The following is a 25,063-nucleotide window of genomic DNA, read 5'->3' as shown; positions in this document are numbered from 1 at the left end:
TTTTGTGCCCGTGAATCATTGCATCCAGGGCGGAGGCGGTGGTTCCTCGGACTTGGTCGGTGGCGCGTCGTCGACCATGCGCATGGCCTGGCGCCGCTCCTCGTCCAGGCGCGCCGCCTCGATTTCCCGCAGCACGCCGCCGACATCCGCCAGTTCTTCCGGATCGTCGAACTCGCCGGTCAACACGCTGGCCGGGTGCAGGGTGCCGGCTTCGTACAGCGCCCACATCTCCTTGGCGTAACGGGTGCGCTTGAGCTCCGGGGCAAACCGCCCGAAGTAGGACGCCATGTTGCCGACATCCCGCTCCAACATGCTGAAAGCATGGTTGTTGCCCGCCGCATCCACCGCCTGGGGCAGGTCGATGATCACCGGACCCTCGGGGGTCAGCAGCACGTTGAACTCGGACAGGTCACCGTGCACCAGGCCGGTACACAGCATCAGCACGATCTGGGAAATCAGGAAAGCGTGATATTCGCGGGCCTGATCCGGCTCCAACACCACATCATTCAGGCGCGGCGCAGCATCGCCGTACTCATCCGCCACCAACTCCATCAGCAGCACGCCTTCGAGGAAGTCGAACGGCTTGGGCACCCGCACGCCGGCATTGGCCAGGCGGAACAGCGCCGCCACTTCGGCGTTCTGCCAGGCATCCTCGGCCTCCTTGCGCCCGAACTTGGACCCCTTGGCCATCGCGCGAGCCTGACGGCTGTTGCGCACCTTGCGGCCTTCCTGATACTCGGCCGCCTGACGAAAACTTCGTTTGTTCGCCTCCTTGTAAACCTTGGCGCAACGTAATTCGTTGCCGCAGCGCACCACATAAACAGCTGCTTCTTTACCACTCATGAGTGGGCGCAGCACCTCGTCGACCAGACCGTCCTCGATCAGGGGTTCAATGCGTTTTGGAGTCTTCATCAGCTTTTATCAGGGGTCCTTTATTACCAAACACGCGAATGTCACTCGTTATACGGCAATCCTCGCACCACGGGGAGAGGTTACCGACCTACGACAGTGCCGATGCACTCAATGTGCCAGGTCAACCCGTCATGTCGACACCCTCGACCGATCAGGATCATAGCCCAGTGCTCGCCCTCTGCTCGTCGCGAGTGCTTCACGCTCGATCTCGAACAAGGGCTGTCCAACCTTGGCCCTCAGCGCTCGACAATCGCTGTCACGCCCTGGCCACCGGCGGCGCAGATCGAAATCAGGCCACGTCCCTTCCCCGCCACCTCCAGCAATTTCGCCAGGTTGGCGACAATACGCCCGCCGGTGGCGGCGAACGGATGCCCGGCGGCCAGCGAACTGCCTTTGACATTCAGCCGGCTGCGGTCGATGGAGCCCAAGGGCGCGTCCAGCCCCAGGCGGGTCTTGCAGTAGTCCCCATCCTCCCAGGCCTTGAGCGTGCACAGCACCTGCGCGGCGAAGGCCTCATGGATTTCGTAGTAATCGAAGTCCTGCAGCGTCAGGCCGTTGCGCGCCAGCAAGCGCGGCACCGCATAGACCGGAGCCATCAGCAGCCCTTCCGCGCCGTGGACGAAATCCACCGCCGCCGCTTCGCCGTCGCGCAGATAAGCCAGGATCGGCAAGCCACGTTCCTTCGCCCATTCCTCACTGCCCAGCAGCACCAGGGACGCGCCATCGGTCAACGGCGTGGAGTTGCCCGCGGTCAGGGTGGCTTTGTCGCCGCGCTCGAACACCGGCTTCAGCGACGCCAGTTTTTCCAGGGTCAGGTCCGGACGCAGATTGTTGTCGCGGGTCAAGCCGAGGAAGGGGGTCATCAGATCGTCGTGCCAGCCCTCGGTATAGGCGGTGGCCATTTTCCGATGGCTCTCCAGCGCCAGTTGATCCTGCTCGTCGCGGGGAATGTTCCAGGTTTGCGCCATCAGCTCGCAGTGCTGGCCCATGGACAAGCCGGTACGCGGCTCGCCGTTGCGCGGCAGCTCCGGCTTAAGGTGCCGGGGGCGCAGTTGCAGGAAGGTCTTGAGTTTGTCGCCCAGGGTCTTGCCGCGATTGGCCTGCAGCAGGATCTTGCGCAGCCCTTCGTTGACCCCGATCGGCGCGTCCGAGGTGGTATCGACGCCGCCGGCGATGCCGCAGTCGATCTGCCCCAGGGCAATCTTGTTGGCCACCAGCAACGCCGCTTCCAGGCCGGTGCCGCAGGCTTGCTGGATATCGTAGGCGGGGGTGGTCGGCGACAGCCGCGAGCCGAGCACGCATTCGCGGGTCAGGTTGAAATCCCGGGAGTGCTTGAGCACCGCGCCGGCGGCCACCTCGCCCAGGCGCAGGCCGTGCAGGTTGTAGCGTTCGATCAGGCCTTCCAGGGCCGCGGTCAGCATGGCCTGGTTGCTCGCAGTGGCGTAAGGCCCGTTGGAACGGGCAAAGGGGATGCGGTTGCCGCCGATAATCGCAACACGACGCAGCTGAGTCATGGAAAGCTCCCTATTCTGTGAGTGGCACAACCGACAAGCGTAGGTTGTATCTCATGGATCGAACGACCTAAGGCCCCTCGTGGTCCACACTTTGAACCCCAGCAATCAGGCTGCTTGAAAACGTAGCGAGCGAAGGCAAGACAAGGCAAAAACAGGCGAGAAAGCGGAGTTTAGACACCTAAATGAGCATTCCGAGCCTGTTTTTAACGCAGGATTGCGCGCGAAGCCCGCAGTAGTTTTCAGACAGCCTGACCGGAGAGTGTTACATGTCAGATCGTTACATCGACTTCGCCAACTCGTCCATCGGCCACCGCCTGGTCGGGGCCCTTGGCCTGCCGTCGCCGGTGCGCCTGGAGCGCTGGCAGGCCGGCCGCATGCGCCCGGTCGAGGGTGCGCTGCTGATCGGCGGCGGCCAGCTGACCCAGCAGGTCGGCGCCATTGCCCCGCGGCTGACCGAGAGCATCTACAGCTACGGCACCGATCCGACCCTCGCCACGGCCTGGATTCCCGGCCACGGTCCCAGGCTCAAGGCCGTGGTGTTCGACGCCAGCGATATCCTGCAGACCGACCAGCTCAAGCAATTGCGCGAATTTTTCCAGCCGCTGATGAAGAACCTCGAGCCCAGCGCGCACCTGGTGATTCTCGGCCGCGCCCCGGAAACCCTCGGAGATCCGTTCGCCGCCAGCGCCCAGCGCGCCGTGGAGGGCTTCAGCCGTTCGCTGGCCAAGGAGCTGCGCGGCGGCGCCACCCTGCAATTGCTGTACGTCGGTGAGGGTGCCGAAAGCCAGCTGGAAGGCGCGCTGCGGTTCTTTCTCTCGCCGAAAAGCGCTTACATCTCCGGCCAGGCGATCCGCCTGACCCCCTGCGCCACCCAGGTCCAGGACTGGACCCGGCCCCTGGCCGGCGCGCGGGCCCTGGTCACCGGCGCGGCGCGCGGCATTGGCGCGGCGATCGCCGAGACCCTGGCCCGGGATGGCGCCCAGGTGGTGCTGCTGGACGTGCCCGCCGCCAAGACCGACCTCGAAGCCCTGGCCGCGCGCCTGGGCGGCCACGCGATCACCCTGGATATCTGCGCCGAAGACGCCGCGACCCGGCTGATGGAACAGTTGCCGGACGGCATCGATATCCTGGTGCATAACGCTGGCATCACCCGCGACAAGACCCTGGCCAACATGACCCCGGAGTTCTGGGACGCGGTGCTGGCGGTCAACCTCAACGCCCCGCAGGTGCTGACCCAGGCACTGCTGGACAGCGGCACCCTGCGCGACAACGGCCGGGTGATCCTGCTGGCGTCCATCAGCGGCATCGCCGGCAATCGCGGGCAGACCAACTATGCGGCGAGCAAGGCCGGGCTGATCGGCCTGGCCCAGGCCTGGGCTCCGCTGTTGCAGGAGCGCGGCATCAGCATCAACGCCGTGGCCCCGGGTTTTATCGAGACCCAGATGACCGCGCACATTCCGTTCGCCCTGCGCGAAGCCGGGCGGCGCATGAGTTCGCTGGGGCAAGGCGGCCTGCCGCAGGACGTCGCCGAAGCCGTGGCCTGGCTCGGCCAGCCGGGCACCGGCGCGGTCACCGGGCAAGCGCTGCGCGTCTGTGGGCAAAGCGTATTGGGAGCGTGAACATGAGCCTGCAATGGCATGAGCTGGATACCCCGCCGAACCTGCCCGAGCTGTACTGGAAGGCCGCGACCCGCCGCAGAATCACCGGCACCGAGCTGCCTGAATATGGCCTGCGCCACCCGGTGAGCGTGCAGCCGGCGAAGCTTGCGGCCTATCGCCAGGTCTGCGGTTTTACCGAGAACGGCCTGCTGCCGCCGACCTATCCCCATGTGCTGGCGTTCGCCCTGCAGATGCAATTACTGACCGCCAAGGACTTTCCCTTTCCGCTGCTGGGGTTGATCCACCTGGCCAACCGCATTCGCGTGCTGCGGCCCATGGGTGGGGTCGGCAACTTGAGCATCAGCGTGCGTGTGGACAACTTGCAGCCCCATGCCAAAGGCGCGGTTTTCGATCTGTTGACCAGCGTCGACGACGCTCTCGGGCCCCTGTGGGAAGCGCAAAGCCGGATGCTCTGCCGGGGTGTGCAACTGCCGGGTGAAGCCCCGGCCGAAGAGCCGCCGAGCGAGACCAGCCTCAGCGAGCTGACGCGCTGGCAAGCCCCCGCCGATATCGGCCGGCGTTACGCCCGGGTGTCCGGCGACTACAACCCGATTCACCTGAGCGCGGTGAGCGCCCGAATGTTCGGCTTCCCCCAGGCCATCGCCCACGGCCTGTGGAACAAGGCGCGGACTCTGGCGGCGTTGAGCGAGCATTTGCCGGCGGCCAATATCGAGATCGCCGTGGACTTCCGAAAGCCGGTGCGCCTGCCCAGCGAGGTGTGCCTGCTGGCGAGCGCCGCAGGGTCGAGCGGTGACCTGCGCCTGACCGGCGCGGGCGACCTGGAGCATATGAGCGGGCATTGGCAACCGTTGGGCTGAGCCCGCCTCAACCGCGACGAATCAGGAACACCCCCGCCAGGATCAGCACCAGCCCGGCAATCTTGCCTAGGCTGATGGGCGCCTCGCGAAAACCCGCCCAGCCGAAATGGTCCAGCGCCAGGGCCATGCCCAACTGCCCGGCCAGCACCAGGGCCATGAACAGCAGGGCGCCGATCCGCGGGCCGGCGAAGGCCGCGGTGACAATGAAAAACGCCCCCAGCAGACCGCCGCACCAGTGCCACCAGGTCAGGCTTTTCAAGGCACTCAGGCCGGGTACTTCGCGCTGGGCCATGGCCAGGACCAGCAAGGCCACGGTACCAACAAAAAACGAGATCAGCGCCGCCGCCAGCACGCTGGAAACCTGCTTGGCCAATTGGCCGTTGATTCCCGCTTGCAGGGGTAGGAAAGCACCGGCAACCACCGGCAGGCACAGCAGCCACCAGACAGGGGCAGGCATAAAGTTTCTCCAAACAACATCCAGGCTGCGGATTATAAGGCAAGTTGACGCCAAATCCGTGACGGGGCCGCCAGACAATTAATTGTATATATATAACTTTCGTTTAAGTGCCCTGAAACTTCGAAAACCAAAAATACAAGATACTGATTAATAACACCTTATTAAAAATAGATGCGTCCACCATACCTTTGGTATTAGTCCCTCCGCAGGAGCAAAAACAGCCGATATATAAGTTGTTAATACCAAGTTGAGAATGGTGAAAAAAAGCCCTTGGACCTTTTATAGCGACAACGGACGAAAACATCTCCGGCAACAGAACTGGGGAGTTATCGAAAACGACAAAACGTTGTAACAGGTGCAAGGAATCTCACTCATGAAAACTCAAGTCTGGTTGAAAACAAGCACAGCACTGGCCCTGATCCTGGCCCTCGGCCTGACCGGCTGCAGCAGCGGCGGTGGCGGCCACAAGAGCAGCTCCGGCAGCTCCTCGCCTGACAGCGCGGCAGGTACCGACAGTGGTTCCGGCGGCGCAGGCGATGGTTCGGGTGGCGCAGGCGGAACCGGTGGCGGCACCGCAGGCACAGGCGGGACCGGCGGAATCGACGGCGGCACTGATGGTACAGGTGGGACCGGCGGCGGTACCGCAGGGACAGGTGGCACTGGCGGCACCGGAGGCACCGGAGGCACGGGTGACGGAACCGGTGGAGGTGGCGGCACCGATCCGACCAACCCAACGAACCCGACCGACCCGACGACACCCACCACCACCCCGTTGGTCACCTCGACCCTGGTGTCCGACCTCGGCACCACCATCAGCGGCGTCGGCGACGGTGTCAGCACCCTCAGCAATGCGCTGGCTCCACTTCCAGTAGTCGGCGGGGTCCTGCAAAGCGCGGTGAACACCTCCGGCAATGTGGTCGACACCGTAGGCGATGGCCTGACCAATGGCCTAGGCCAACTGGGCAGCGATCCACAGGCCTTGAGCAAGACCACGGCCATAGTCGGCAACGTGGTGTCGGACGTCGGCGATGGCGTCTCGGACATCAGCGGCAAACTGGCCACCAGCACCAGCAGTATTCCCCTGGTGGGCGGCGTGGTCACCCGGGTGGCGCCGGTACTCGACGGCGTCGGCAGCAAGGTCAGCATGCTCGGCGACACCCTCACCACCGTGACCAGTAGCGGCCCCCTGGGGACAGTGACAGACAAGGTGGGCAACAACCTGCTGGTACCGGTCGTCACCCTGGCAGAAGGCCTGACCGGCAAGGTCGGCAGCACGACCGGCCTGGGTACCCCGGTCGACGGGCTGGTCAGCCGGGTCGGCAGCGTGGTCGACAGCCTGGGTAACAAAATCACCACCACCGGCGGCGGCAACCCGCTGACCAATACCCTCGGTGGCGCCCTGAACAACATCGGTACCACCGCCACCACGGCCGGTGGCCTGGCTACCACCAGCGGCTCGGGCACAGGTGGCGGCATCGGCGGCGCTGGCCTGCTGGAAACAGTCGGCGGTGCGGTGGTCAACCTGGGTAACGGCTTGAATGCGGGCAACACCAACACCCTGGTCAGTGCCGCGGGTGTAAGCGGTGCCTCGGTCGGCAACGTAGTGGCCTCGGTGGGCGGAGCCCTGGGTGGCACCGGTGTCGCCAATGTCGGCGCCACTGCGCCACTGGCCGGTGTCGGCGCCACGGTCGGCGCAGCGTTGAACCCGGTCACCACTACCGTCACCAGCCTGACCCAACAAGTAGGCGCCACAACCGGAGTGGGCACTCCCGTGGCCGGTCTGCTCACCCAGGTAGGCGGCGCCGTCAGCACGGTAGGCACCAGCATCACGGCCAGCGCCCCCAACCCTGTGGTGAGCACTGTCGGCCAGACCGTCAACACCGTGGGCGCTACCGTCGCCACGGTCGGGACCCTGGTCAACGGCGGCACCACCAGCGGCAGCGGGACCACGGGCACCACCGGCGTGCTGGGCGGTGTGCTCGGTGGCTTGACCGGAACCCTGGGCGGCACCCGATAAGCGTTTTGCACCTGGCCGATTCGACGGCCCTACCTACAGCGCCTACGCTTGGTTGGAGACGAGGGATTCGATTGAGTCTCTCGTCTTTTTCTTGTCTGGAGCATGACGGTTGCAGTACTTGATCAAGGCCAAGACCCTGACAAGCGCCGCCGACTGAAGTACCTCTCGCGTTGCTGCGACTTGACCATGGAGTGTCCTATGCGCGCTTTGGCTCCCTTGCTGTTAGTCTCCCTTTGCTCATACGTCCACGCCGAAAACCTTCCCAGCTTTCTCAATAGCAACGAAACCATCCGCAACCTGCCGGTGCCCAACCTGCCGGCCGACGCCTATCGCCCCACGACCCCGGCGCCCAAGCTGGCGCCACCCACGCAAACCCAGGCCCAACCGCTGATGATGGGCACCACGGTCAACGTCAGCACCGTGCAGATCGAAGGCGGCACCCTCTATCCGCTGAACGAGTTGGCGGAGATCTACAAGCCGCTGATCGGCCATGAAAGCACCCTGGCGCAACTGATCGAAGCCACCCGGGAAATCACCCGCCGCTACCAGCAGGACGGCTACCTGTTGTCCTACGCGTTCCTGCCACAACAGAGCTTCGACCAGGGCACCGTGCGCGTGGTCCTGGTGGAGGGCTACATCAAGGACTATCAGCTGCAGGGCGATATCGGCCCGGTCTCGGCCTACCTCGACAAACTGGTGGCAAAACTCAAGGCCGAACGGCCACTGACCCGCAAGACCTTCGAGCACTACACCACCCTGATGAGCCGCATTCCCGGGGTCACCCTGCAAGCCCAGGTGCCGCCACCGGGCACCACCGACGGCGCGGCCTACCTGATTGCCCAGGCCAGCCGCAAACCCTTCACCAGCAGCCTCAGCACCACCGACGACAACCGCAATGGCCTGCAAGCCCTGTTGGCGGTCAGCAGTAACTCGCAGACCTCCATGGGCGAGCAGGTAACCCTCAGCGGCCTGTTCCCGCCGGGGGACGATCACGAGCACTACTACCGCCTGGACTACAACCAGTTTCTCAATGACGAAGGCACCCAGCTGAGCCTGTACGGCACGCGCTACCGCGCCGACCCGGGGACCAATGTGCAGCTCGACAACGGCCTCGAGCTCAAGCCCCACCGAGAGAACGATCGCTACTCCATAGGCTTGAGCCACCCGGTCATCGCGTCGCCCAACGAGCTGCTGATCCTGGGTTCGCGCCTGTATGCGGTCAACGACAAGACCCGCTATCAAGTGGTGGGTTATCCGCAGAGCGTCGAACTGAAAACCGACATTCGCGCCCTGGCCTTCGAGGGCGACTGGCGCAAGGCCAACGCACGCCAACTGCGGATTCTCAGTGCCGGGGTGTACCAGGGGCTGGACGCCCTGGGTGCGAAGACCAACGACGACCTGTATGACCTGGACTTCTTCCGCGTGCGCCTGTCCGGCGTGCAGAGCGACAAGTTCTTCGACAACTGGCAAGGGGTGCTGTCGGCGGCCCTGTACTGGAGCCGCGACAACCTGCCCGACAGCGAACGCGCGGTGTTCGGCGGCCAGAACTTCGGCCGCGGTTACCCCGACGACCAGGCGTCGGGCGACAAGGGCTGGGGCGCGGCTTACGAAGTGAACTACAGCTTCAATCGCGAAGACCGCTGGTTGCGAATCCTCCAGCCGTACGTGGTGCTGGATCGCTCGCGCACCTGGTTCAACGAACTGCCGGTCAAGGGCAACAGCCTGTCATCGGCCGCCGTCGGCCTGCGCTTTGGCGACGCCAAGTACTACAACATCTCCCTCGAAGCGGCCAAGCCGATGTCCGATGAAGCGCTGGACACCCACAACCGGCGCCCGCGCTACACCCTGAGTTTCAGCTACCAGCTGTAAAAAGCCCCTCAAGCCAAACGGACACGACCCGCTCGAAGGCGGGTCGTCTTGTCCAGGCGAGCATCAGAAGTCGTAGCGCACCTTGGCGGTGAAAGTGTCGGCAGAGAAGTCGGTCTTGGCCAGGTAGTTGTACGAACCGCCCAGGCTCCAGGCACCGACGCGATAGGTCGCGCCCAGGCTCGTTTCGTAGCTGTCGCGTATCGGCGATGCGCCGCTGGTGGTGAATGGCGTGCCCCCCAGGACAAAGGTCGAGGTGGTGTTGGCCTTGTCAGCGATGAAGTCGTGCCAGGCCATGATCCTGGCTTCCGGCTCCAGGCTGCCGCGACCCAGATCGAACGCGGCGGCCAGGCGCGCGCCGATGCCCATCTCGCCCACTTCATAACGCTGGCTGGCGACATTCAAGGCCGCCGAGCTGCCTTTTTCCCGGTACGAATCGATCATCACGTTGGCGTAACGGGCACCGATCTGCGGTTCGAGCAGCAGGTGCCGGTCAAGACGCAGGCTGTAGCCAGCCAGGACATTGACGCCGAAGATTTCACTGTCGTAGTCGCCCTTGGCGCGGGTGCCGGCGACGTAGCGCTTGGACTCGTTGTCGTTCCAGCCGTACATCAACGAAGCGTCGACAAAGAAGTTGTCGTGGCTCCAGTCGCCATACAGAGTCAGCGCATGGCCGGTGACATCGGTCTTGTTGCCGCTGGAGGATTTCACGTCGCTGTCCAGGTAGCTGTAGGCCAGGCCCAGTGTGGTGTCGGCGTTGAGCTGGCCATCGGCACCCACGGCGATCCCGTGGCTGTTGGCGTCATAGCCCTCGACGCCCTTGCGGCTGTCCTGGTCGGCATCACTGGACAACGCCTGGAGCCACACGCCCTTCTCGGCCAGCACGTCACCCGAAGACAGGCCATTGCGAGCGCTGCTGGAGCGGTTGGTGATCACGTTGTTGACCAGGCTCTGGCCGCTGGTGGCGGCATGAATCACCCCACGACTGACATCCGGGCCCAGGGTCTCGGAGAGCCTGGCCAGCTCGGCGTCCGACGAGGCGCTGGCAAAGGCGCGGAACACCGGATCGTTTTCAGCGAGCCGTGACATGAGGCTGTTCGACAACGGCTTGATGGCGTTCGCGGCGTTTTGCGAACCGTCCGCCTGGATGATGTTCTCCTCGACCACCGCCGCGTTCTTGGTGGTGACCAGCGCCTTCAAGTCATTGCCTTCGATGCCGAAGCTTTTGACTTCCAGCAACGCGGACGACGACACCACATTGGCGTTCTGCGGCTCTTCCCAGCTGCCGGTGTTGATCAGGGTGTAGCGCGTGCCATCGGCACCGGTGCGGAAATCGCTGGAGCGCGCCGCCAGCTCGATACGGCTGCCTTCGCTGAAATAGGTCGCGCCCGTGACCTTGAGGATCGGCGTCGTCGGGTGGGTATCGTTGTCCAGCAGCAAGCGCAGGATGGCGGTCGAAGAGTCCAGGTCGAGCCCACCATCGAGGGTGGTATGCGGACGTAACAGGGTCAGGCGAGCGTCAGCGATGTCCACATAGCCGGCACGAATGGTCGAGCCATCGAAGCTCACCTCACCACTGGCCAGCACAGCGGAAAGACCGAGCAGATCGCCTTTGACCTGCCCCCCTTCCCAGTAGAAAAAAGTACGCTGGTGATCGTCCTGAATCGCTGCGGTACCGCCCTCAATAAGGCCAGCGGTCTGGATGATGGAAAAAGAAGACGGGTTATTGGCCAGGCTGATTATATGGATGCCAATGCTATCAGCCGAAATCGTGCCACTGTTGTTGATATGGCTGCGGGCAAATCCAGAGAAGACAGCGTTTTCAATTTCGATGCCCTTGGCGTTCTGCCCACGGGCGCTGATCGTCCCACTGTTGTCGATATTGGACAGCCTGGAAAGTACCAGCAGACCATGGGCGTCATCCCCCCTGACCGCAATCGTCCCCTTGTTGAGCACCTGGCCAGTGATATTCGACTGATAGAGATCCAGGCCCACGGCTCCCGTGGCCGTCACGGAAATATCGCCTTCGTTGATCAGGTTGCCACCGATGCGGCTGCCGGAATGCAGGATGCCGCTCGGCAAGGCGGACGCATCCAGGCCATCGATCCGCACCGAACCGCGGTTGATGAAATCGCCGGTAAAGGTCGAAGCGGTCGACGCCTGGGAAGAGAAGAACAACCCGGCCTGGGTCGAGCCGCTGCTGAAGTTGACCGCCCCGTCATTGATAAAGCTGCCCTGGACCGTCAGCCCCCTGAAATCGGCGCCGCTGTTTTGCGAGGTCCCGCTCAACAGCACATTGCCGAAGGTCTGCAGCGTGCTGTTCAACGCACCGCCACCGAGGTCGTAGTTCAGGTCCGCCGCCATCGACGATGAAGCATGGGCCGCGACGGCGGCCACAGACAGCGCCAGCAGCGAGCGGCGCAGCAATGAAGTATTCAATGGGGATATCCCTTCCAGAAACACGGACGACAGGTTTCAGCAGGCGCGCCGGTGTCTTTCAGGCATCCCTACCGGCTTGTCGGCAAACGCCCGGACAAGCGGCGGCAAATGTACAGGAGCCATCATTGTGACACCATCAAAAAGTCAAACCGACGGCGACAACACCGGGCCTCGGGAAGAGTGCGAAGGTTCAGGGATTGACCAAGTGGATGCGCGGCTGCGGGAACAGGGTGTTCAGGGTTTCCAGCAGGCGCACGTGGTAGATGGGTTTGCGGAACAGGTCCAGCACTTGAAGGCGCAGCAGGTCGCTGACGTCATCCATGTCGGCATGGCCCGAGGTGACGATCACCGGCAGGTGTTGGCGGGATGTGTGATCGCGCAGTCGCCGGATCAGCGACAGGCCACTCTCCTCCGGCATGCGCAGGTCGGTGATGACCAGCGCGATATCGGGGTGTTGAGTGAGATGGGCCAGGGCGAGCTTGACCGAGGTCGCAGTGAAGCAGCAAAAGCCTTCACCTTCCAGCAACTCGGCCAGCTCGAGCAGCGCGTCCTCTTCATCGTCCACGAGAAGAAGCTGCTGGCGTGGTGAAGAAGAGGAGCTCATGGGCAATACCTGAAAGTGACTGCGTACTCATTGCCCGAGGGCATCGACATTCTAAAACGTCGTAACAGCTGAACATCATTCACCACCACCCAACGCAGTGAGCAATGTATTGAAGGTGCCTGTGATAGCAGTAGAGATAGTCGGCACGAATGTCGCGATGGCCACGGCCACCATGCCGGCGATAAGTGCGTATTCGATCCCTGACGCCCCCTCGTTGTTCTTGAGCAAACGCAAGAGCCGGGAGGTTTGAAGGGCGATCCATTGGGTGACGAGAATGAACAACATCTGGTTTCTCCTCAATGCACCGAGTGTTGCAGCGTTGCAACATGATTCCCCTGTGCCACCACAGCATTGTCAACAAACTTCCAGCCAACAACTGTAAGAACTGATTAATCATTAAGTATTAGTTCGCTCCCTTGGCGTCAAAAAAAACGCGGCATCGGACAGGGCGCGGATGAGCCAAGTTATTTTCTCAACAGTAATGGCGTTTTGTTGCAGCTGTTCTACCTTCAAATAGCGAAATAGTTGCATGTTCATAGCTGCCTGATTGCGAAATTGGCTCGTTGGAATCTGCGAGTCGGTAATGCAGCGGGAAAGGGAGAGCCGTCATGAACAGTCGTATCACTATGGGGTTGGCTGGGGTGTTTCTGGTGGGGGCCCTCATTGCCGGTTACTGGGGTGTGGCATTGAGTCGTCGGCCCGCAGCGGAACCTGTGGCGCAGCCTTCCCCCACCACCGTGCAAACCGTCACGGCTTCCGCCGAAGATGCGACCCGCCAGCCCGTCGCGGTGCTGGTCCGCGACATCCCTCCGTTCGTTCCCATCAAGGCCGGCGATGTCACGCTGGAGCGGCTGCGCACCGCCCCCGCCGGCAGCCTCAAAAGTCTCGACCAGGTCATCGGACGCACCCCATGGCGGGCGCTGTCGGCGGGGACCTGGCTGAGCGAGGAAAGCTTCGAAGCCGGTGGCAGCGTGGCCCGTATGATCCGTCCCGATGAGCGCGCCCTGGCGGTCGCGGTAGACGAAGTCATCGGCGCCAGCGGGCAACTGAGCCCTGGCGACTACGTCGATGTGCTGCTGTTCCTGCGCCAGGACAGCAACAATCTGCTGCCCTCGGCCCAGGTCGTGGTACCGGCCCTGCGGGTACTTGGCATCGGCGAGCAACTGGGCTTGACCAACGATGGCAAGCCGGGCTCGCCGCCCGCCAGTGCCGAGGAAAAACTCAAGCAGGATCAGCGTCGCCTGAACGCGCGCAGCGTGTTGCTGGCCGTCCCGGAACCTTTGCTGAGCCGCTTGATGCTTGCGGCCCAAGCCGGCGTGCTGCGCCTGGCGGTACGCAGCGCCGACGAGAAACGCCTGGCGCATTACTGGGCGGGCGAAAAAAGCGCGTCGAAGCATCTGCAAAACGTCGACAGGTCCCTGGTCCAGTTCAACCAGCTAGCCCTGTCCACACGCCCTCCCTCCACCGCCAGAACCTTCGACGCCGCAGCGCGTCGCGCCCAGATAGAAGTCATACGCGGCATCGAAGCGAGCCAACAAACACCCTGATCATGCAAGGACACTTCTTCATGTCCAATGATTCCCAGCCCCTGTGCAAAGGCCTGATCCGGGCCCTGATGTCGAGCGGTGTGCCTGTCGAGGGCGACGTACCGCTGCGCAACCACGACCCGGACCGGTACTGCCCGTACTCCCTGGAAAACCGCAACTTCAATAAATGCAGTGGGCTATCGCAATGAGTCAGAACCTGAGCCAGACCTTCCTCGCGATCACCCGCAACGGCACCGACCTGGAATGGTTGCAAGGCGCCCTGGCGCCACTCGGGCAGGTGGTCAGCGCGGGCAGCGGCAGCCTCGACGAGTTGCTGGCGCTGGTGGATGTGACATGCGCCAGCCTGGTCTTCGTCGGCCTCGATCGCGAACATGTGGTCAGCCAGGCGGCGCTGATCGAGGGCGCACTGGAGGCCAAGCCGATGCTGGCCATCGTCGCCCTGGGCGACGGCATGGACAACCAACTGGTACTCAATGCCATGCGCGCCGGAGCCCGCGACTTCGTGGCCTACGGCTCGCGCTCCAGCGAGGTGGCCGGCCTGGTACGGCGCCTGAGCAAACGCCTGCCCCAGGTCACGCCAAGCACCCAGCTTGGCGGCCTGACCGTGCTCTACGGCACCCAGAGCGATGCCGATGGCGCCCTGCTCGCCAGCCATCTGGCGCTGGTAGTGCAAAAGAGCGGCCAGCAGACCCTGTTGCTCGACCTCGGCCTGCCACGCGGCGACAGCCTGGCGCTGCTGGGGCTGGAAAGTTCGTTCCACTTCGGCGATGCCTTGCGCCATCTGCGGCGCCTGGATGCAACCCTGATCGACAGTGCCTTCACCAGCACCGAAGCCGGGCTGCGGATCCTGGCCTACGCCAGCCATGACGAGCCGCTGGAGAGCACCAGCGCCGCCGAGTTGTACATGCTGCTCAGCGCCCTGCGCCAGCACTTCCAGCACATCATGGTGAACCTCACCGGACAACCGGACAGCGAAGCCCTGCGCACCTTCGTCGGCCATTGCGACAAGCTGCTCTGGTACACCGACCAGAGCGTGCTCGACTGCCGCCGCAACCTCGCGGTGCTCAACCTCTGGCGCGAAAAAGGCATGAAGCTGGAACACGCCCGCCTATTGGTCGACCGCTACCTGCGCGGGGTCGCGCCGGATGCGGAAACCCTGGGCAAGAGTTTTGCCCTGGAAGTGAACGCGGTCCTGGCCTATAGCCCCGAGGTGCGTCTCAACGCGAAAAACCAGGGCGTCACGCTGTTCGAACTGGCCCCCCGCGAAGGCCTGACCCAAGCCCTGAAGACCCTCGGCGAGCACCTGGCCAGGCGCTCCCAAGGGCTGCCCACGGCAAAACCCGGCTGGTTCGAGCGCCTCAGGGGAAGTAGATGAGCAGAGAAAAACTTTTTGGCGCCCAATCCCACAGCCCCATCGGCAACACCGATCACGAGGGCCTGAAGCTGGTGCTGCATCGCTACGTCATCGACGCCATCGAGGAGTCGGGGAAAAACCTGCTGGAAGGTTCGCGCCAGGCACTGGCGCGCTTCATTACCGACAAGGTGGCCGAGTACATCTCCCGCCTGCACCTGGCGATTTCCCGCTATGAAATGGAGCGCCTGGCCGAAGAGCTGGTGGACGAACTCACCGGTTTCGGCCCGCTGGAAGTCTTACTGCGCGATCCGGCGGTAACCGAGATCCTGGTCAACGGCCCGCACCGGGTGTTCGTCGAGCGCGATGGCGTGCTGTACCAGAGCGATCTGCGCTTCATCGACGCGCACCATGTGGAGCGGGTCATGCAACGCATCCTCGCGCCCCTGGGCAGGCGCCTCGACGAGTCCTCGCCCATGGTCGATGCCCGGCTGCCCGACGGCAGCCGGGTCAACGCCATCATCCCGCCGATCGCCCTCGACGGCCCTTGCCTGTCGATCCGCAAATTCCGCAAGGACATGCTCAAGAGCAGCGACCTGATGGCCATGCAGACTATCGACCAGGCCATCTTCGAATTCGTCCAGGAGGCCGTGGGCAAGCGTTGCAACATCCTGATCAGCGGCGGCACCGGCACCGGCAAGACCACCCTTCTGAATATCCTCAGCCAGTTGATCAACCCTCACGAACGCCTGGTGACCATCGAGGACGTGGCCGAACTGCAACTGGGCCATCCCCATGTGGTGCGCCTGGAAACCCGTCCGCCGAACGCCGAAGGGCATGGCGAGGTCAAGGCCAGCGACCTGATCCGCAACGCCCTGCGCATGCGCCCGGACCGGATCATCCTCGGCGAGATCCGTGGCGTCGAAGTGCTCGATGTGCTGACGGCGATGAACACCGGCCACGACGGTTCCATGAGCACCGTGCACGCCAACAATGCCCAGGATGCCCTGCTGCGCCTGGAAACCCTGGTGGGTCTGACCGGGCGCCAGGTGGCCGAACGCACCCTGCGACAGATGATCTGCGCGGCCCTGGACGTGGTGATTCAACTGACGCGCCTGCCCGATGGCCGGCGCTGCGTCAGCGAGGTGGTGGAAGTGGTCGGCGTGCGCGAGAACGTCTACGTCACCAACACCCTGTTCCGTCTGAACCGACGTAGCGGTTTCGGCTTTCTGCGCGAAGCGGCCAACCCCGCTGGCGACAAGCTGCGACGCGACGCAGACCTGCCCGTCAACTGAACCAGGGAGCGCCACCGCATGCCAGGTCCCGTGCTGCTTGCCCTCCTGTGCCTGACCCTGCTGGGGCTGTCGGGCTGGATGTTCTACAACGGCCTGCGCCAGGCCCGCACCGCCCGGGTGCTCGACCGCCTGGCCCAGGGGCAACCACAACTGAACATGGAAAAGACCTCCTGGAGCCGGCTCGAAAGGGCCTTTCTGCGCGCCGGCCTCGGTCGTCCCACCGAGCGCCTGGGGCTATGGCTGGTGGTCTGGGCCGCGGGCTGCATGCTCGGGTATGGGCTGGGCAAATGGCCGGGGCTGCTCGCCCTGCTCGTCGCGCCGCCCCTGCTGCTGCGCCTGTACATCAGCTGGCTGTACCGGCGGCGCCTCAAGCGCATGATCGAACAGCTACCGCCATTGCTCGACCATGCCGTGCGCAGCCTCAAGTCGGGACGCACCCTGGCCGACGCGGTGCTGGGCGGCATCGAAGCTGCCGACAATCCGTTGAAGCACGCCATGGGCCGGGTCCAGCGCAACGTGCTGCTGGGGGTCAACCTGCCGGATGCGGTGGCCGACTTCGCCGAATTGTACGAGCGCGATGAACTGCGCCTGCTCGCCCTCGGGCTCAAGGTCAACCACCGCTATGGCGGCAATGCCAGCGAGCTGCTGGAAAACCTGATCAAGCTGATCCGCGAGCGCGACCAGGCCGCCCGGCAGCTGCGCGCCATGACCGGCGAAACCCGTGTCACGGCGATGGTCCTCGCGGCCCTGCCGGTGTCACTGGCCGGCTATTTCCTGATAGCCAACCCGACCTACTTGATGAGTATGTGGAACCAGAGTTCAGGCCAGATGATGCTGCTGGCCGCCTTCGGGTTGCAGGTCGTCGGTTGCGCCCTGCTCTGGCGCATGCTGCGGAGTGTTTGACATGACGGCCTTGCTGATCAGTGCGCTGTTGTTTCTCGCCGCCATGCTACTGATGCTGAGCAGCTTGCTGGAACAGCGTCGGCGGACTCGTCAGGTGACCGAACGCCTGCAGGGGCACCTGGCGCGCGACAACCCACTCGGCAACTGGCTGCACGTGCTGGGCGACAGCAAGATCGGTCAGCACGCGGTCAGGCTCGACAACGAAACCCAGTTGCTGCTCAACCGCCTGGGCTGGCGCAGCGCGCGGCAACGCTCGCTGTTCGCCGCCTGCCAGATCGGCGTACCGATTCTCGCCCTGGGCCTGACCCTGGTGATCCAGGGGGTGTTTTTCCCGGCGGCGAAAAACCACTGGGTCGCCCCGGTGTTCGCCCTGAGCATCGGCTACCTGTTGCCCAAGCGTCTATTGGCCATGGCCGCCAGCAGGCGGCAGAAACAACTGGCGGTCGATATCTCCACCTTCATTCCCCTGGTGCGCATCCTGTTCGAATCGGGCATGGCGGTGGAACAGGCCCTGCGGGTGTTGAGCAAGGACGCGCAGAAGCTGCTGCCGGCCCTGACCCAGGAGTTGCACCTGGTGCTGGCCCGGGTGGATTCCGGCCTGGAACTGGGGGAAGAACTGAACAAGTCCGCACGGCTGCTGGCCGTCGATGAGTTCACCGACACCTGCGTGATCCTTCAGCAACTGATCCACCAGGGCGGTGGGGCGATGAAGTCGTTGCAGTCGCTCAAGCTGCTGCTCGATGACCGGCGCCTGACGCGCCTGCAGGAATACATCTCGAAGATGTCCGCGAAAATGTCCGTAGTGATGATGCTGTTTCTCTTCCCGGCGTTACTGATCGTCCTGGCCGGACCTGGCGTCAGCGCCATTGCCCGGGCTTTCGCCCAATAGGTAGAAGGAAGCAGCGTAAAAGCTGGCCTGCAGGACGCAGCAAACCCTCGGGGCTACCGGGATTTGCTGCGTGTCGAGAGGGATCAGTGCGCGGTCACGCGCTGGCGCAACCCCGAGTTGCTGGGTGCCAGCGCCAACGCCAATTGGGTGCGATTGTGCATATGGGTCAGGCGCAGCACCTGGGACACATAGAGCTTCACGGTGTTTTCCGTGATCCCCAGTTCACAGGCGATCTGGTAGTTGGTCTGCCCCTTGCCCACCAGGCGAGCCACATCCAGTTGCCGGGGCGACAGCTGGCTGAAGATCGCCGGGATTTCGCTCTGCTCCCCCTCGCCGCCGCCCTTGTCCGACGCCTGCGTCGTCGGTGGTGCGAGTGGCGCGCGACGCACTTTGTCCAGATCCTGGTAAAGGTCGTCGATGGATTCGGAAAGGAATTGCAGCTTCTGGTTCAGATGCCCCAGCTGCAGGTTTTTCTGCCGCTCCTGCAAGGTCGCTTCCTGGCGTTGCAGGCCGACCAGCAGTTCATCGAGGTCGATCGGTTTCTGGTAGTAGTCGGCGATGCCGGCGCGCAAGGCCTTGATCACATCCTGCTTGTCGGCCTGGCCGGTGAGCATGATGGCTTCGAAGACCCGATGCTTGCCGGCGATGCGCTGCAGTTCCTGCACCAACTGGATGCCATCGAGATCGGGCATGCGCAGGTCGCACAGTACCAGGCCGATTTCGGCATCTTCATTGAACTGCTGGATCGCCTGACGGCTGGACTCACAAGGGACGCAACGATAACCGCTGCCTTCAAGAAACTCGCAAAGCTCTTCGACTATCAGCGACTGGTCGTCGACCACGAGTACTTTGATGCGGGATACAAGCTTGTTCACGCGCAACTCCATGCCTGGCAAGCCCAAGACGAATGCTCCTGCCCTGCCGCGTCCACTTCGGGCAGGTACAGGATAAACGTAGACTACTTTCCGACTATGTACATAGAGATAGATGGCACGACGACTAGCGGATCCACAGCAGGGTCAGGGCCATGCCGACAAGGACAAAAGGGGCAAAGGCGTACTTTTGCCCCTGCCGCGGATCGAGGTGGCGCAAGGGCCTTGCCAGCGGCTGGTCGAGAGCGGGCAACAGCCTGGGCGCAAGCAGCCACCACAGGCCGCTGGCCAACGCGGCACCGATGAAGGTACCCAGCAGGTGCAAGGGGTCGGACGCCAGCCCCAGGGCCGCCAGGAGTTTCACGTCACCGCCGCCCATCCGGCCCAGCACATAGCCCGGCACGGTCAGCAGCAACGCCAGCAACAGCGCCCTGCCCCCTTCCACCGCGTCGGCTCCCAGCCAGGTGTTGCCGGCCCATAGCAAGTAACCCAGCGCCAGCAGCGCGACACCCAGGGTCAAGCCGTTTGCGAGATGACGCTGGCGGACATCCTGCACCGCACACAGCCCCAGCCAAGCCAATAGAATCCAATGTTGCATCGGTTAAAAAACATCCCTTCTGGCTGAATGATCCTATGCTGACATGACCCACTAGCAGTCAGGGTAGACGCCGCCGTGAAAGTGAACCTGCCTGGAAAACAAAAAGGTGCCGTGGCCATCGAGTTCGCCATGGTCTTCATCATTTTTTTCGCCGTGTTTTATGGCCTGGTCAGCTACAGCGTGCCGCTGTTGATGGTGCAGTCCTTCAATAAGGCGACTGCCGAAGCGGTGCGGCGCAGCGTCGCCCTGGACCCCGCCACGCCCGGTTATGACGCCGCCCTGATAGCACGCGCGAAGGACACCTTGCGCGAGCAACTGACCTGGATTCCGCAGGCCTTCGACTTCGACGCCAACAGCGCCAGCGATGCCAGCGTGACTTACGTGGGCGGCCTGCTCACGGTGCGTGTCCACTACTCCACCGACAAGCTCAGGCAGGTCATCCCCTTCCTGGTGCTGCCGGGCATGGGCAGCGTGCCCGCCCTGCCCGCGAACCTCAGCGCTCAGTCGAGTCTGCAATTTTGAGCTCGGGCGAAAAACTCCTCGGGCGTTTTCTCGGCCGCACCACGCCCCAGGCGCTTCCTCCCGCACCACCCCTGGCCACGCCCGGGGTCGGCCTGCTGGTGCATCTGGACCACAACGCCCAGGTGCTGCAAATGACCGGCCCGCTGCGTCACGCCCTGGCCCAGCCACCGTCCGCCGAGGGACCGGCGCCGCTGCTGGACTACCTGCTGGCGCATAGCGCGCTGAGCGTCGAAGGCAGCCCTGGCGACTGGCAGGGGCATGTGCTCGACCTGGACTTCCAGGGTGCTGGCGGGCAAACCCTGCACCTGCGCGGCTGGGTGCAACCGTCCACCCAAGGCTGGCTCCTGCACCTGCTGGATATCGGCGACCTGCTGCTGGAGCGCCAGCAGGCGCAGCAACGCCAGGACTGCCAGCAGTTCGCGGCGCAGATCAGCGAGCAACTGCGCCTGTGCAGCCTCTTCCGCCTGCCCGAGGTGCTGCATGAGCAACTCCATGCCCTGGCCCAGCACTGGCATATCCCCTGCCTCGCCCTGGCGCTGCTCGACGACCAGGAACAGGGCTGGTACATCCATGGCCTGTATCAGGCCCCCGATGCACCGCAGCTGTGGCACAAGGGCCAGGTCCTGGGCACCGGGCTGGACAGCCTGAACGGCAATGCCCCGCAGTCGCTGACCTTCACCCAAGGCCTCGGCGACCATCCGCGCCTGCAACGTGCGTTCGGCAACAGCGAGGGCTTTGTCGTGCCCTTTCGCGACGATCACGGCGTCGCGGCCTGGCTGCTCTGCGGTTTCTACCCGATGCGCCAGCTGGCACCGCAGTTGAGCGAGCGGGATTGGCTGCAATTGAGCGCCGCACTGGCCGGGCCCCTGCTCGGGCGCTTGCGCGAACAACAGCACCATCACCAGCTGGAGCGCCTGGAAGCCCTGCAAGGTTTGCTCGGCACCGGTTGGTGGGAGCTGTTCCCGCAAAACAACGAGATCCAGCTGGCGCCGCAGCTGGCCCTCAACCTGTTGCTGGAACCCCAGACCCGGCGCTTGTCGCTGCCGGCCTGGCTGGCGCTGATTCACCCCGCCGATCGCCAGGAGCTGAGCAGCCGCCTGCAGGAGTTGCGACAGGGCAAACCCCTGCTGCTCTGCGTACGCTTGCAGCGGGCCGATCCGCAGCTGCCGGCCATCTGGTACCGCCTGCAGGGGCAGGCCCTGGGCATTGGCCAGAACCAGCGTTTTGTCGGCTTCATGCTGGACATCAGCGACATCAAGAACCAGGAACAACAGGCCGCCGCGGCCCACGCCCGGCTGGACAACCTGATCGCCCATTCGCCGGCGGTGATCTATGTCCAGCGCTATGTCGAGGGCGCACTGCAACCAACGTTTTTCAGCGACAGCCTGCAGCCGTTGCTCGGCTGGAGCCTGAACGACTGTAACGATGGCGCCCTGGCGGAACGGGTGCATGCCGACGACCGCGACCGCTACTTCGAACGCAACCGGCAACTGCTGCGCGAAGGCGCGGTGCGCAGCCGCTACCGCCTGCTCGACAGCCGTGGCGAATACCACTGGGTGCTCGACGAGGCCAGGCTGCTGCGCGACGACCTGGGCATGCCGGTCGAGGCCGTCGGCCTGTGGCTGGACGTCACCGACGCCACCCTGGCCGCCGAGCAGATACGACTCAGCGAGGAGCGCTACCGGATCCTGGTGGAAGACTCCCCGGCGATGATCTGCCGCTACCTGCCCGACCTGACCCTGACCTTCGGCAACCGGCCCCTGGCGACCTACCTGGAATGCCCGCCCGAACAACTGGCCGGGGCCAACCTGGGTGACTGGCTGTCCGCCGAACAACACGCCGCCTTCGTGCAACGCATCCGCCAGCTGACCCCGGAACTTCCGGTCAGCACCGCGGAAATCAACCTGCAACTGCCGGGGCGCGAACATGCCTGGTGGGTCTGGTCCGACCGCGGGGTATTCGACGCGCAAGGGCGCCTGCGGGAGATCCAGGCCGTCGGCCGCGACAACACCGAAGTCCGCCGCTCCCAGCTGCAACTGATGCAAAGCGCGAAGATGGCCACCCTGGGCGAAATGGCCACCGGGCTGGCCCATGAAATCAACCAGCCGCTGAATGTCATGCGCATGGCCATCGTCAACGTGCTCAAGCGCCTGAACAGCGGCGACGTGCAGCTCGACTACCTGCAGGACAAGCTCAAGCGCATCGATGCCCAGGTCCAGCGGGCCGGCCGGGTGGTGGACCATATGCGGGTGTTTGGCCGCAGCTCGGAGATCGAGCAACAACCTTTCGACCCGGCCCAGGCGATGGAAGGCTGCCTGTCGCTGCTGGCCGATGGCATGCGCGGCAAGGGCGTTGAATTGCGTATCGCGCCAATCGACTTCAAGGTGCAGGTCCGCGGCCATGTCGATCAGCTTGAGCAAGTCTTGATCAACCTGCTGGTCAATGCCCGGGACGCGCTGCTCGGCCGGCGCGAGCAGGATCCGGACTTGCGACCGTGGATCGCGATACGCGCCGAGCATGACGCGCAGCGGGTGCGGCTGCTGGTCGAAGACAATGCCGGCGGCATAGACCCGCGCCTGCTGGGGCGCATCTTCGAGCCCTTCTTTACCACCAAGCCGGTCGGCGTGGGCACCGGGCTCGGGCTCTCGGTGAGCTACGGCATAGTCGAGAACATGAGCGGGCGCCTGAGCGTCAGCAACACCGGCGAAGGCGCTTGTTTCTGCATCGAACTGCCGCTGGTACAGCGCGATCAGATCACCAGGTAAGCCCGGCCGGTCTGTCCGCAACTGAGGTTGGCGCCCACCTCCACCTTACCCAGATCGATGCCCAATACCGCCAGGACATTGTTCAGCAGCGGGTCCAGCAACGGACCGAGCAAGGCGCCGATAGCCGTGGCCAGCAGGCCGACCACGCCGTTCAACGCCGACAGCAAGGTATTGAGCACTACGCCAAGCAGGTTGCCGATGGTGGGAGGATGCTGAATCAGCGAGATGCCGGTCAGCGACGCACGCAGGCTGCTGACCACATTGGCCGCCGTCACGCTGTGCCAATCGTCGTCCGCCAGCTCCTGCTTCATTTTCGGTGGATTGACGAAGGTGAAATTCGGCTCGTGGGTGCCGGCGATCCACGTGTCAGCACCCGGCACGTCGATCATCAACTCGCTGCCGCCGCCGGCAAACGGGGTACGTGCCCCACAAGGACCAGACAGCCCCTGGCAGGTCCTCGCGCCGATATCCACCAGCGGCAACGGGCTCACGCTGACCTGAGCGGTCGAAGACGCCCAGTTGCTCGCGTCCACCCGCCCGACCTTGAGCTTGACCGCGGAGGTAGTGGTGTCGACGGAAAGGCTGTTGTCGCTGTCGCTGACGCAGGTATAGCCAGTGACATGGCTGTCGCCGGCCGCCACCTCAAGGCTGATATCCAGGTTCGCGCCGTCCGGCAGGATCAGCAGGTCGGTCTTTACGCAGGGGCCACCGGACACACAACTGAGATTGAGGCTAAGCACCGTATTGAGCGTGACCACCACCGGCGACAGCAAGGCATTCACCGCCTGCAACACGGTGTTTATCAGCGAGAGATCCACGCTCAGCAACGCACGCACCTGGGCAGTACGCACATAAATGCGATTGGGCCCCAGCGGGTCGGCGGCGGCCAGTTCCGGGTTGCCGATGGCGAACTCGGGAGGTGAGACGATCTTGACCCGGGTGGTGACGCCCGCCAGCCCCAATACATCCACCGGCAGCTCGACGGCCGCGGCGCTCTGGCTGCTGGCCAGTTGCAGGAAGGCCTCGACCAGACTCAGCAACTGAACGTTGGCATCCAGCCCGGCGTCCGCGGTGCCGGTCTGCAACTTCAACAGGTCACCCAGTTTCACCGGGACCGTATTGATCGCAGCGGCCTTGATGCTGCCCAGGGCTGTCAGCACCTCGAGGGTGGCGCCATTTCTCTGGGCCACGCTGATGGCGGTCTGGAGCAGTTGGGTAATGTCGGTATCGACGTCGAGCAGTTCACTGTAATTTCCGGCGCTCACATTCAGGTCGATGGCCAGCTGATTCAGGTAACTCAGCAGGCTGATGTCGGTATCGACCAGGCCTTGCCAACCGAGCAGGCTGACATTGATCGCGCTACCCGCCAGGCCACCGAGGGCCCCGTTCAACAGATTGAGATCGACCAATGTGCTGCGAATCGTCAATTGCGCCAGCGGCGGCTTGGGCTGAGCCGCCACCGCCGTGGCACTCAATGAAGTCGTGGCGCTGACGGGATTGTCGGAAAACAGATTGGTTATGCCGAGGGCGATGCTGGTGGGCACCGCTTCACTGACCACCACCCGGATGGCGCTGGCCTGGCTGGCATTGGGGCTGAAGGTGCGCAGGTTGTCGGCACCGGTCTGCAGCGAGCCGCAGGTGGCGGTCAGCGGTCTGCCGTCTCCCACCGCAAAGCCGTTGCGCGCCGCGCTTTCTTTCGCATACCTATCCGCGCTGCTCCCCGCCAGGCAATTGCCGCCCCGCGCCACTGCCTCCAGCGCAGCGTTATCGGCCACCCGTTGCAACTCGCGCTGATCCAGGTACAGGCGCCCGCTGTCGACCACCACCAGCGTGCACAATACCGCCGTGCCCAAGGCCAGCGCCCCTATCAGACCAATAGCGCCACGCTGCCGAGCCGGTCCGGAAAACTGTGTGCGGGGAAACATGGAGCACTCCTTTGCCGGCGCACCGCCGGGCGCAACCTCCGCTGGGTGAAAGGAGTGTAGTCAAGGCTGCAATACAACGCTGGCGACCTGCCAGCGTTGTGTTGGGGAAGC

The 25,063-nt window shown here is 63.9% G+C and carries 21 protein-coding genes; 12 read left to right on the top strand and 9 right to left on the bottom strand.

Annotation, left to right across the window (positions count from 1 at the left end; translation table 11 throughout):
- Window positions 1-15 precede the first annotated feature (15 nt).
- The gene (locus tag H0I86_RS03475; RefSeq protein WP_180924052.1) at window positions 16-912 is read right to left on the bottom strand and encodes a PA4780 family RIO1-like protein kinase; all 897 of its coding nucleotides are present in this window, start codon (window positions 910-912) and stop codon (window positions 16-18) included.
- Between the two features lie 236 nt (window positions 913-1,148).
- Window positions 1,149-2,426: an acetyl-CoA C-acetyltransferase gene (locus tag H0I86_RS03470; protein ID WP_180924051.1), complete on the bottom strand. Its 1,278-nt coding sequence runs from the start codon at window positions 2,424-2,426 to the stop codon at window positions 1,149-1,151.
- A gap of 266 nt (window positions 2,427-2,692) precedes the next feature.
- Between H0I86_RS03470 and H0I86_RS03465 the strand changes: the two genes are divergently transcribed.
- Window positions 2,693-4,045 (top strand): 3-oxoacyl-ACP reductase, encoded by a 1,353-nt coding sequence (locus tag H0I86_RS03465; RefSeq protein WP_180924050.1) that lies wholly within the window; start codon window positions 2,693-2,695, stop codon window positions 4,043-4,045.
- A 2-nt stretch (window positions 4,046-4,047) separates the two neighbouring features.
- Window positions 4,048-4,902: a MaoC family dehydratase gene (locus H0I86_RS03460; RefSeq protein ID WP_180924049.1), complete on the top strand. Its 855-nt coding sequence runs from the start codon at window positions 4,048-4,050 to the stop codon at window positions 4,900-4,902.
- Between the two features lie 7 nt (window positions 4,903-4,909).
- Here the strand turns inward: H0I86_RS03460 and H0I86_RS03455 are convergent, their stop codons facing one another.
- Entirely contained in the window at window positions 4,910-5,359 is a 450-nt protein-coding gene (locus H0I86_RS03455) for a DMT family transporter (RefSeq protein WP_180924048.1), read from the bottom strand.
- 373 nt (window positions 5,360-5,732) lie between these two features.
- Between H0I86_RS03455 and H0I86_RS03450 the strand changes: the two genes are divergently transcribed.
- Both H0I86_RS03450 and H0I86_RS03445 read left to right on the top strand, forming a co-directional pair.
- Complete coding sequence (locus H0I86_RS03450) at window positions 5,733-7,376, top strand: collagen-like triple helix repeat-containing protein (RefSeq protein ID WP_180924047.1); 1,644 nt, start codon at window positions 5,733-5,735, stop codon at window positions 7,374-7,376.
- A gap of 198 nt (window positions 7,377-7,574) precedes the next feature.
- Window positions 7,575-9,245 (top strand): ShlB/FhaC/HecB family hemolysin secretion/activation protein, encoded by a 1,671-nt coding sequence (locus H0I86_RS03445; RefSeq protein WP_180924046.1) that lies wholly within the window; start codon window positions 7,575-7,577, stop codon window positions 9,243-9,245.
- 63 nt (window positions 9,246-9,308) lie between these two features.
- Here the strand turns inward: H0I86_RS03445 and H0I86_RS03440 are convergent, their stop codons facing one another.
- From H0I86_RS03440 to H0I86_RS03430, 3 genes are all read right to left on the bottom strand, one after another.
- Window positions 9,309-11,681 (bottom strand): autotransporter family protein, encoded by a 2,373-nt coding sequence (locus tag H0I86_RS03440; RefSeq protein WP_180924045.1) that lies wholly within the window; start codon window positions 11,679-11,681, stop codon window positions 9,309-9,311.
- A gap of 190 nt (window positions 11,682-11,871) precedes the next feature.
- Window positions 11,872-12,285, bottom strand: coding sequence for a response regulator (locus tag H0I86_RS03435; RefSeq protein ID WP_180924044.1), 414 nt, complete (start codon window positions 12,283-12,285; stop codon window positions 11,872-11,874).
- Window positions 12,286-12,360: 75 nt separating this feature from the next.
- Window positions 12,361-12,570, bottom strand: a complete 210-nt coding sequence (locus H0I86_RS03430; RefSeq protein WP_180924043.1) for a Flp family type IVb pilin — start codon at window positions 12,568-12,570, stop codon at window positions 12,361-12,363.
- 323 nt (window positions 12,571-12,893) lie between these two features.
- Between H0I86_RS03430 and cpaB the strand changes: the two genes are divergently transcribed.
- Genes cpaB through H0I86_RS03400 form a run of 6 tightly spaced genes read left to right on the top strand, consistent with a single transcriptional unit; the run spans window position 12,894 to window position 18,270 of the window.
- Window positions 12,894-13,832 carry a Flp pilus assembly protein CpaB gene (gene cpaB / locus H0I86_RS03425; protein WP_180924042.1) on the top strand — a complete coding sequence of 313 codons (939 nt, stop codon included), beginning with the start codon at window positions 12,894-12,896 and terminating at the stop codon, window positions 13,830-13,832.
- A 20-nt stretch (window positions 13,833-13,852) separates the two neighbouring features.
- Complete coding sequence (locus H0I86_RS03420; RefSeq protein ID WP_258019390.1) at window positions 13,853-14,020, top strand: hypothetical protein; 168 nt, start codon at window positions 13,853-13,855, stop codon at window positions 14,018-14,020.
- Window positions 14,017-15,207 (top strand): CpaE/TadZ family protein, encoded by a 1,191-nt coding sequence (locus tag H0I86_RS03415; protein ID WP_180924040.1) that lies wholly within the window; start codon window positions 14,017-14,019, stop codon window positions 15,205-15,207. Before H0I86_RS03420 ends, H0I86_RS03415 begins: the two co-directional genes overlap by 4 nt.
- A complete protein-coding gene (locus H0I86_RS03410; RefSeq protein WP_180924039.1) occupies window positions 15,204-16,478 on the top strand; it encodes a TadA family conjugal transfer-associated ATPase in 1,275 nt (424 codons plus the stop codon). Before H0I86_RS03415 ends, H0I86_RS03410 begins: the two co-directional genes overlap by 4 nt.
- A gap of 18 nt (window positions 16,479-16,496) precedes the next feature.
- Window positions 16,497-17,381, top strand: coding sequence for a type II secretion system F family protein (locus tag H0I86_RS03405; protein ID WP_180924038.1), 885 nt, complete (start codon window positions 16,497-16,499; stop codon window positions 17,379-17,381).
- 1 nt (window position 17,382) lies between these two features.
- Window positions 17,383-18,270 (top strand): type II secretion system F family protein, encoded by an 888-nt coding sequence (locus tag H0I86_RS03400; protein ID WP_180924037.1) that lies wholly within the window; start codon window positions 17,383-17,385, stop codon window positions 18,268-18,270.
- An 83-nt stretch (window positions 18,271-18,353) separates the two neighbouring features.
- Here H0I86_RS03400 and H0I86_RS03395 read toward each other — a convergent pair whose 3' ends face one another.
- Together H0I86_RS03395 and H0I86_RS03390 are read right to left on the bottom strand one after the other, a co-directional pair.
- Entirely contained in the window at window positions 18,354-19,145 is a 792-nt protein-coding gene (locus H0I86_RS03395; RefSeq protein ID WP_180924036.1) for a response regulator transcription factor, read from the bottom strand.
- Between the two features lie 124 nt (window positions 19,146-19,269).
- On the bottom strand, window positions 19,270-19,740 hold the full coding sequence (locus H0I86_RS03390) for a prepilin peptidase (protein WP_180924035.1): 471 nt from the start codon (window positions 19,738-19,740) through the stop codon (window positions 19,270-19,272).
- A gap of 75 nt (window positions 19,741-19,815) precedes the next feature.
- Here H0I86_RS03390 and H0I86_RS03385 point away from each other — a divergent pair, with 75 nt between their 5' ends.
- Together H0I86_RS03385 and H0I86_RS03380 are read left to right on the top strand one after the other, a co-directional pair.
- Window positions 19,816-20,262 (top strand): TadE/TadG family type IV pilus assembly protein, encoded by a 447-nt coding sequence (locus tag H0I86_RS03385; RefSeq protein ID WP_180924034.1) that lies wholly within the window; start codon window positions 19,816-19,818, stop codon window positions 20,260-20,262.
- A complete protein-coding gene (locus H0I86_RS03380) occupies window positions 20,259-23,027 on the top strand; it encodes a PAS domain-containing sensor histidine kinase (RefSeq protein ID WP_180924033.1) in 2,769 nt (922 codons plus the stop codon). Before H0I86_RS03385 ends, H0I86_RS03380 begins: the two co-directional genes overlap by 4 nt.
- Here the strand turns inward: H0I86_RS03380 and H0I86_RS03375 are convergent.
- Complete coding sequence (locus tag H0I86_RS03375; protein ID WP_180924032.1) at window positions 23,012-24,952, bottom strand: TadG family pilus assembly protein; 1,941 nt, start codon at window positions 24,950-24,952, stop codon at window positions 23,012-23,014. The two genes, H0I86_RS03380 and H0I86_RS03375, sit on opposite strands and share 16 nt — an antisense overlap.
- Window positions 24,953-25,063 lie beyond the last annotated feature (111 nt).

This window comes from Pseudomonas chlororaphis subsp. aurantiaca (assembly GCF_013466605.1).
Lineage (GTDB): Bacteria > Pseudomonadota > Gammaproteobacteria > Pseudomonadales > Pseudomonadaceae > Aquipseudomonas > Aquipseudomonas chlororaphis_I.
The sequence above is the reverse complement of the archived record's forward strand: the minus strand, read 5'-3'. Positions and strand labels throughout refer to the sequence as shown.

Excerpts from the sequence above, each read along its gene's own strand:
- H0I86_RS03475 (WP_180924052.1), bottom strand. The coding sequence starts at position 912 with ATGAAGACTCCAAAACGCATTGAACCCCTGATCGAGGACGGTCTGGTC.
- H0I86_RS03470 (WP_180924051.1), bottom strand. The coding sequence starts at position 2,426 with ATGACTCAGCTGCGTCGTGTTGCGATTATCGGCGGCAACCGCATCCCC.
- H0I86_RS03465 (WP_180924050.1), top strand. The coding sequence starts at position 2,693 with ATGTCAGATCGTTACATCGACTTCGCCAACTCGTCCATCGGCCACCGC.
- H0I86_RS03460 (WP_180924049.1), top strand. The coding sequence starts at position 4,048 with ATGAGCCTGCAATGGCATGAGCTGGATACCCCGCCGAACCTGCCCGAG.
- H0I86_RS03455 (WP_180924048.1), bottom strand. The coding sequence starts at position 5,359 with ATGCCTGCCCCTGTCTGGTGGCTGCTGTGCCTGCCGGTGGTTGCCGGT.
- H0I86_RS03450 (WP_180924047.1), top strand. The coding sequence starts at position 5,733 with ATGAAAACTCAAGTCTGGTTGAAAACAAGCACAGCACTGGCCCTGATC.
- H0I86_RS03445 (WP_180924046.1), top strand. The coding sequence starts at position 7,575 with ATGCGCGCTTTGGCTCCCTTGCTGTTAGTCTCCCTTTGCTCATACGTC.
- H0I86_RS03435 (WP_180924044.1), bottom strand. The coding sequence starts at position 12,285 with ATGAGCTCCTCTTCTTCACCACGCCAGCAGCTTCTTCTCGTGGACGAT.
- H0I86_RS03430 (WP_180924043.1), bottom strand. The coding sequence starts at position 12,570 with ATGTTGTTCATTCTCGTCACCCAATGGATCGCCCTTCAAACCTCCCGG.
- cpaB (WP_180924042.1), top strand. The coding sequence starts at position 12,894 with ATGAACAGTCGTATCACTATGGGGTTGGCTGGGGTGTTTCTGGTGGGG.
- H0I86_RS03420 (WP_258019390.1), top strand. The coding sequence starts at position 13,853 with ATGTCCAATGATTCCCAGCCCCTGTGCAAAGGCCTGATCCGGGCCCTG.
- H0I86_RS03415 (WP_180924040.1), top strand. The coding sequence starts at position 14,017 with ATGAGTCAGAACCTGAGCCAGACCTTCCTCGCGATCACCCGCAACGGC.
- H0I86_RS03410 (WP_180924039.1), top strand. The coding sequence starts at position 15,204 with ATGAGCAGAGAAAAACTTTTTGGCGCCCAATCCCACAGCCCCATCGGC.
- H0I86_RS03405 (WP_180924038.1), top strand. The coding sequence starts at position 16,497 with ATGCCAGGTCCCGTGCTGCTTGCCCTCCTGTGCCTGACCCTGCTGGGG.
- H0I86_RS03400 (WP_180924037.1), top strand. The coding sequence starts at position 17,383 with ATGACGGCCTTGCTGATCAGTGCGCTGTTGTTTCTCGCCGCCATGCTA.
- H0I86_RS03390 (WP_180924035.1), bottom strand. The coding sequence starts at position 19,740 with ATGCAACATTGGATTCTATTGGCTTGGCTGGGGCTGTGTGCGGTGCAG.
- H0I86_RS03375 (WP_180924032.1), bottom strand. The coding sequence starts at position 24,952 with ATGTTTCCCCGCACACAGTTTTCCGGACCGGCTCGGCAGCGTGGCGCT.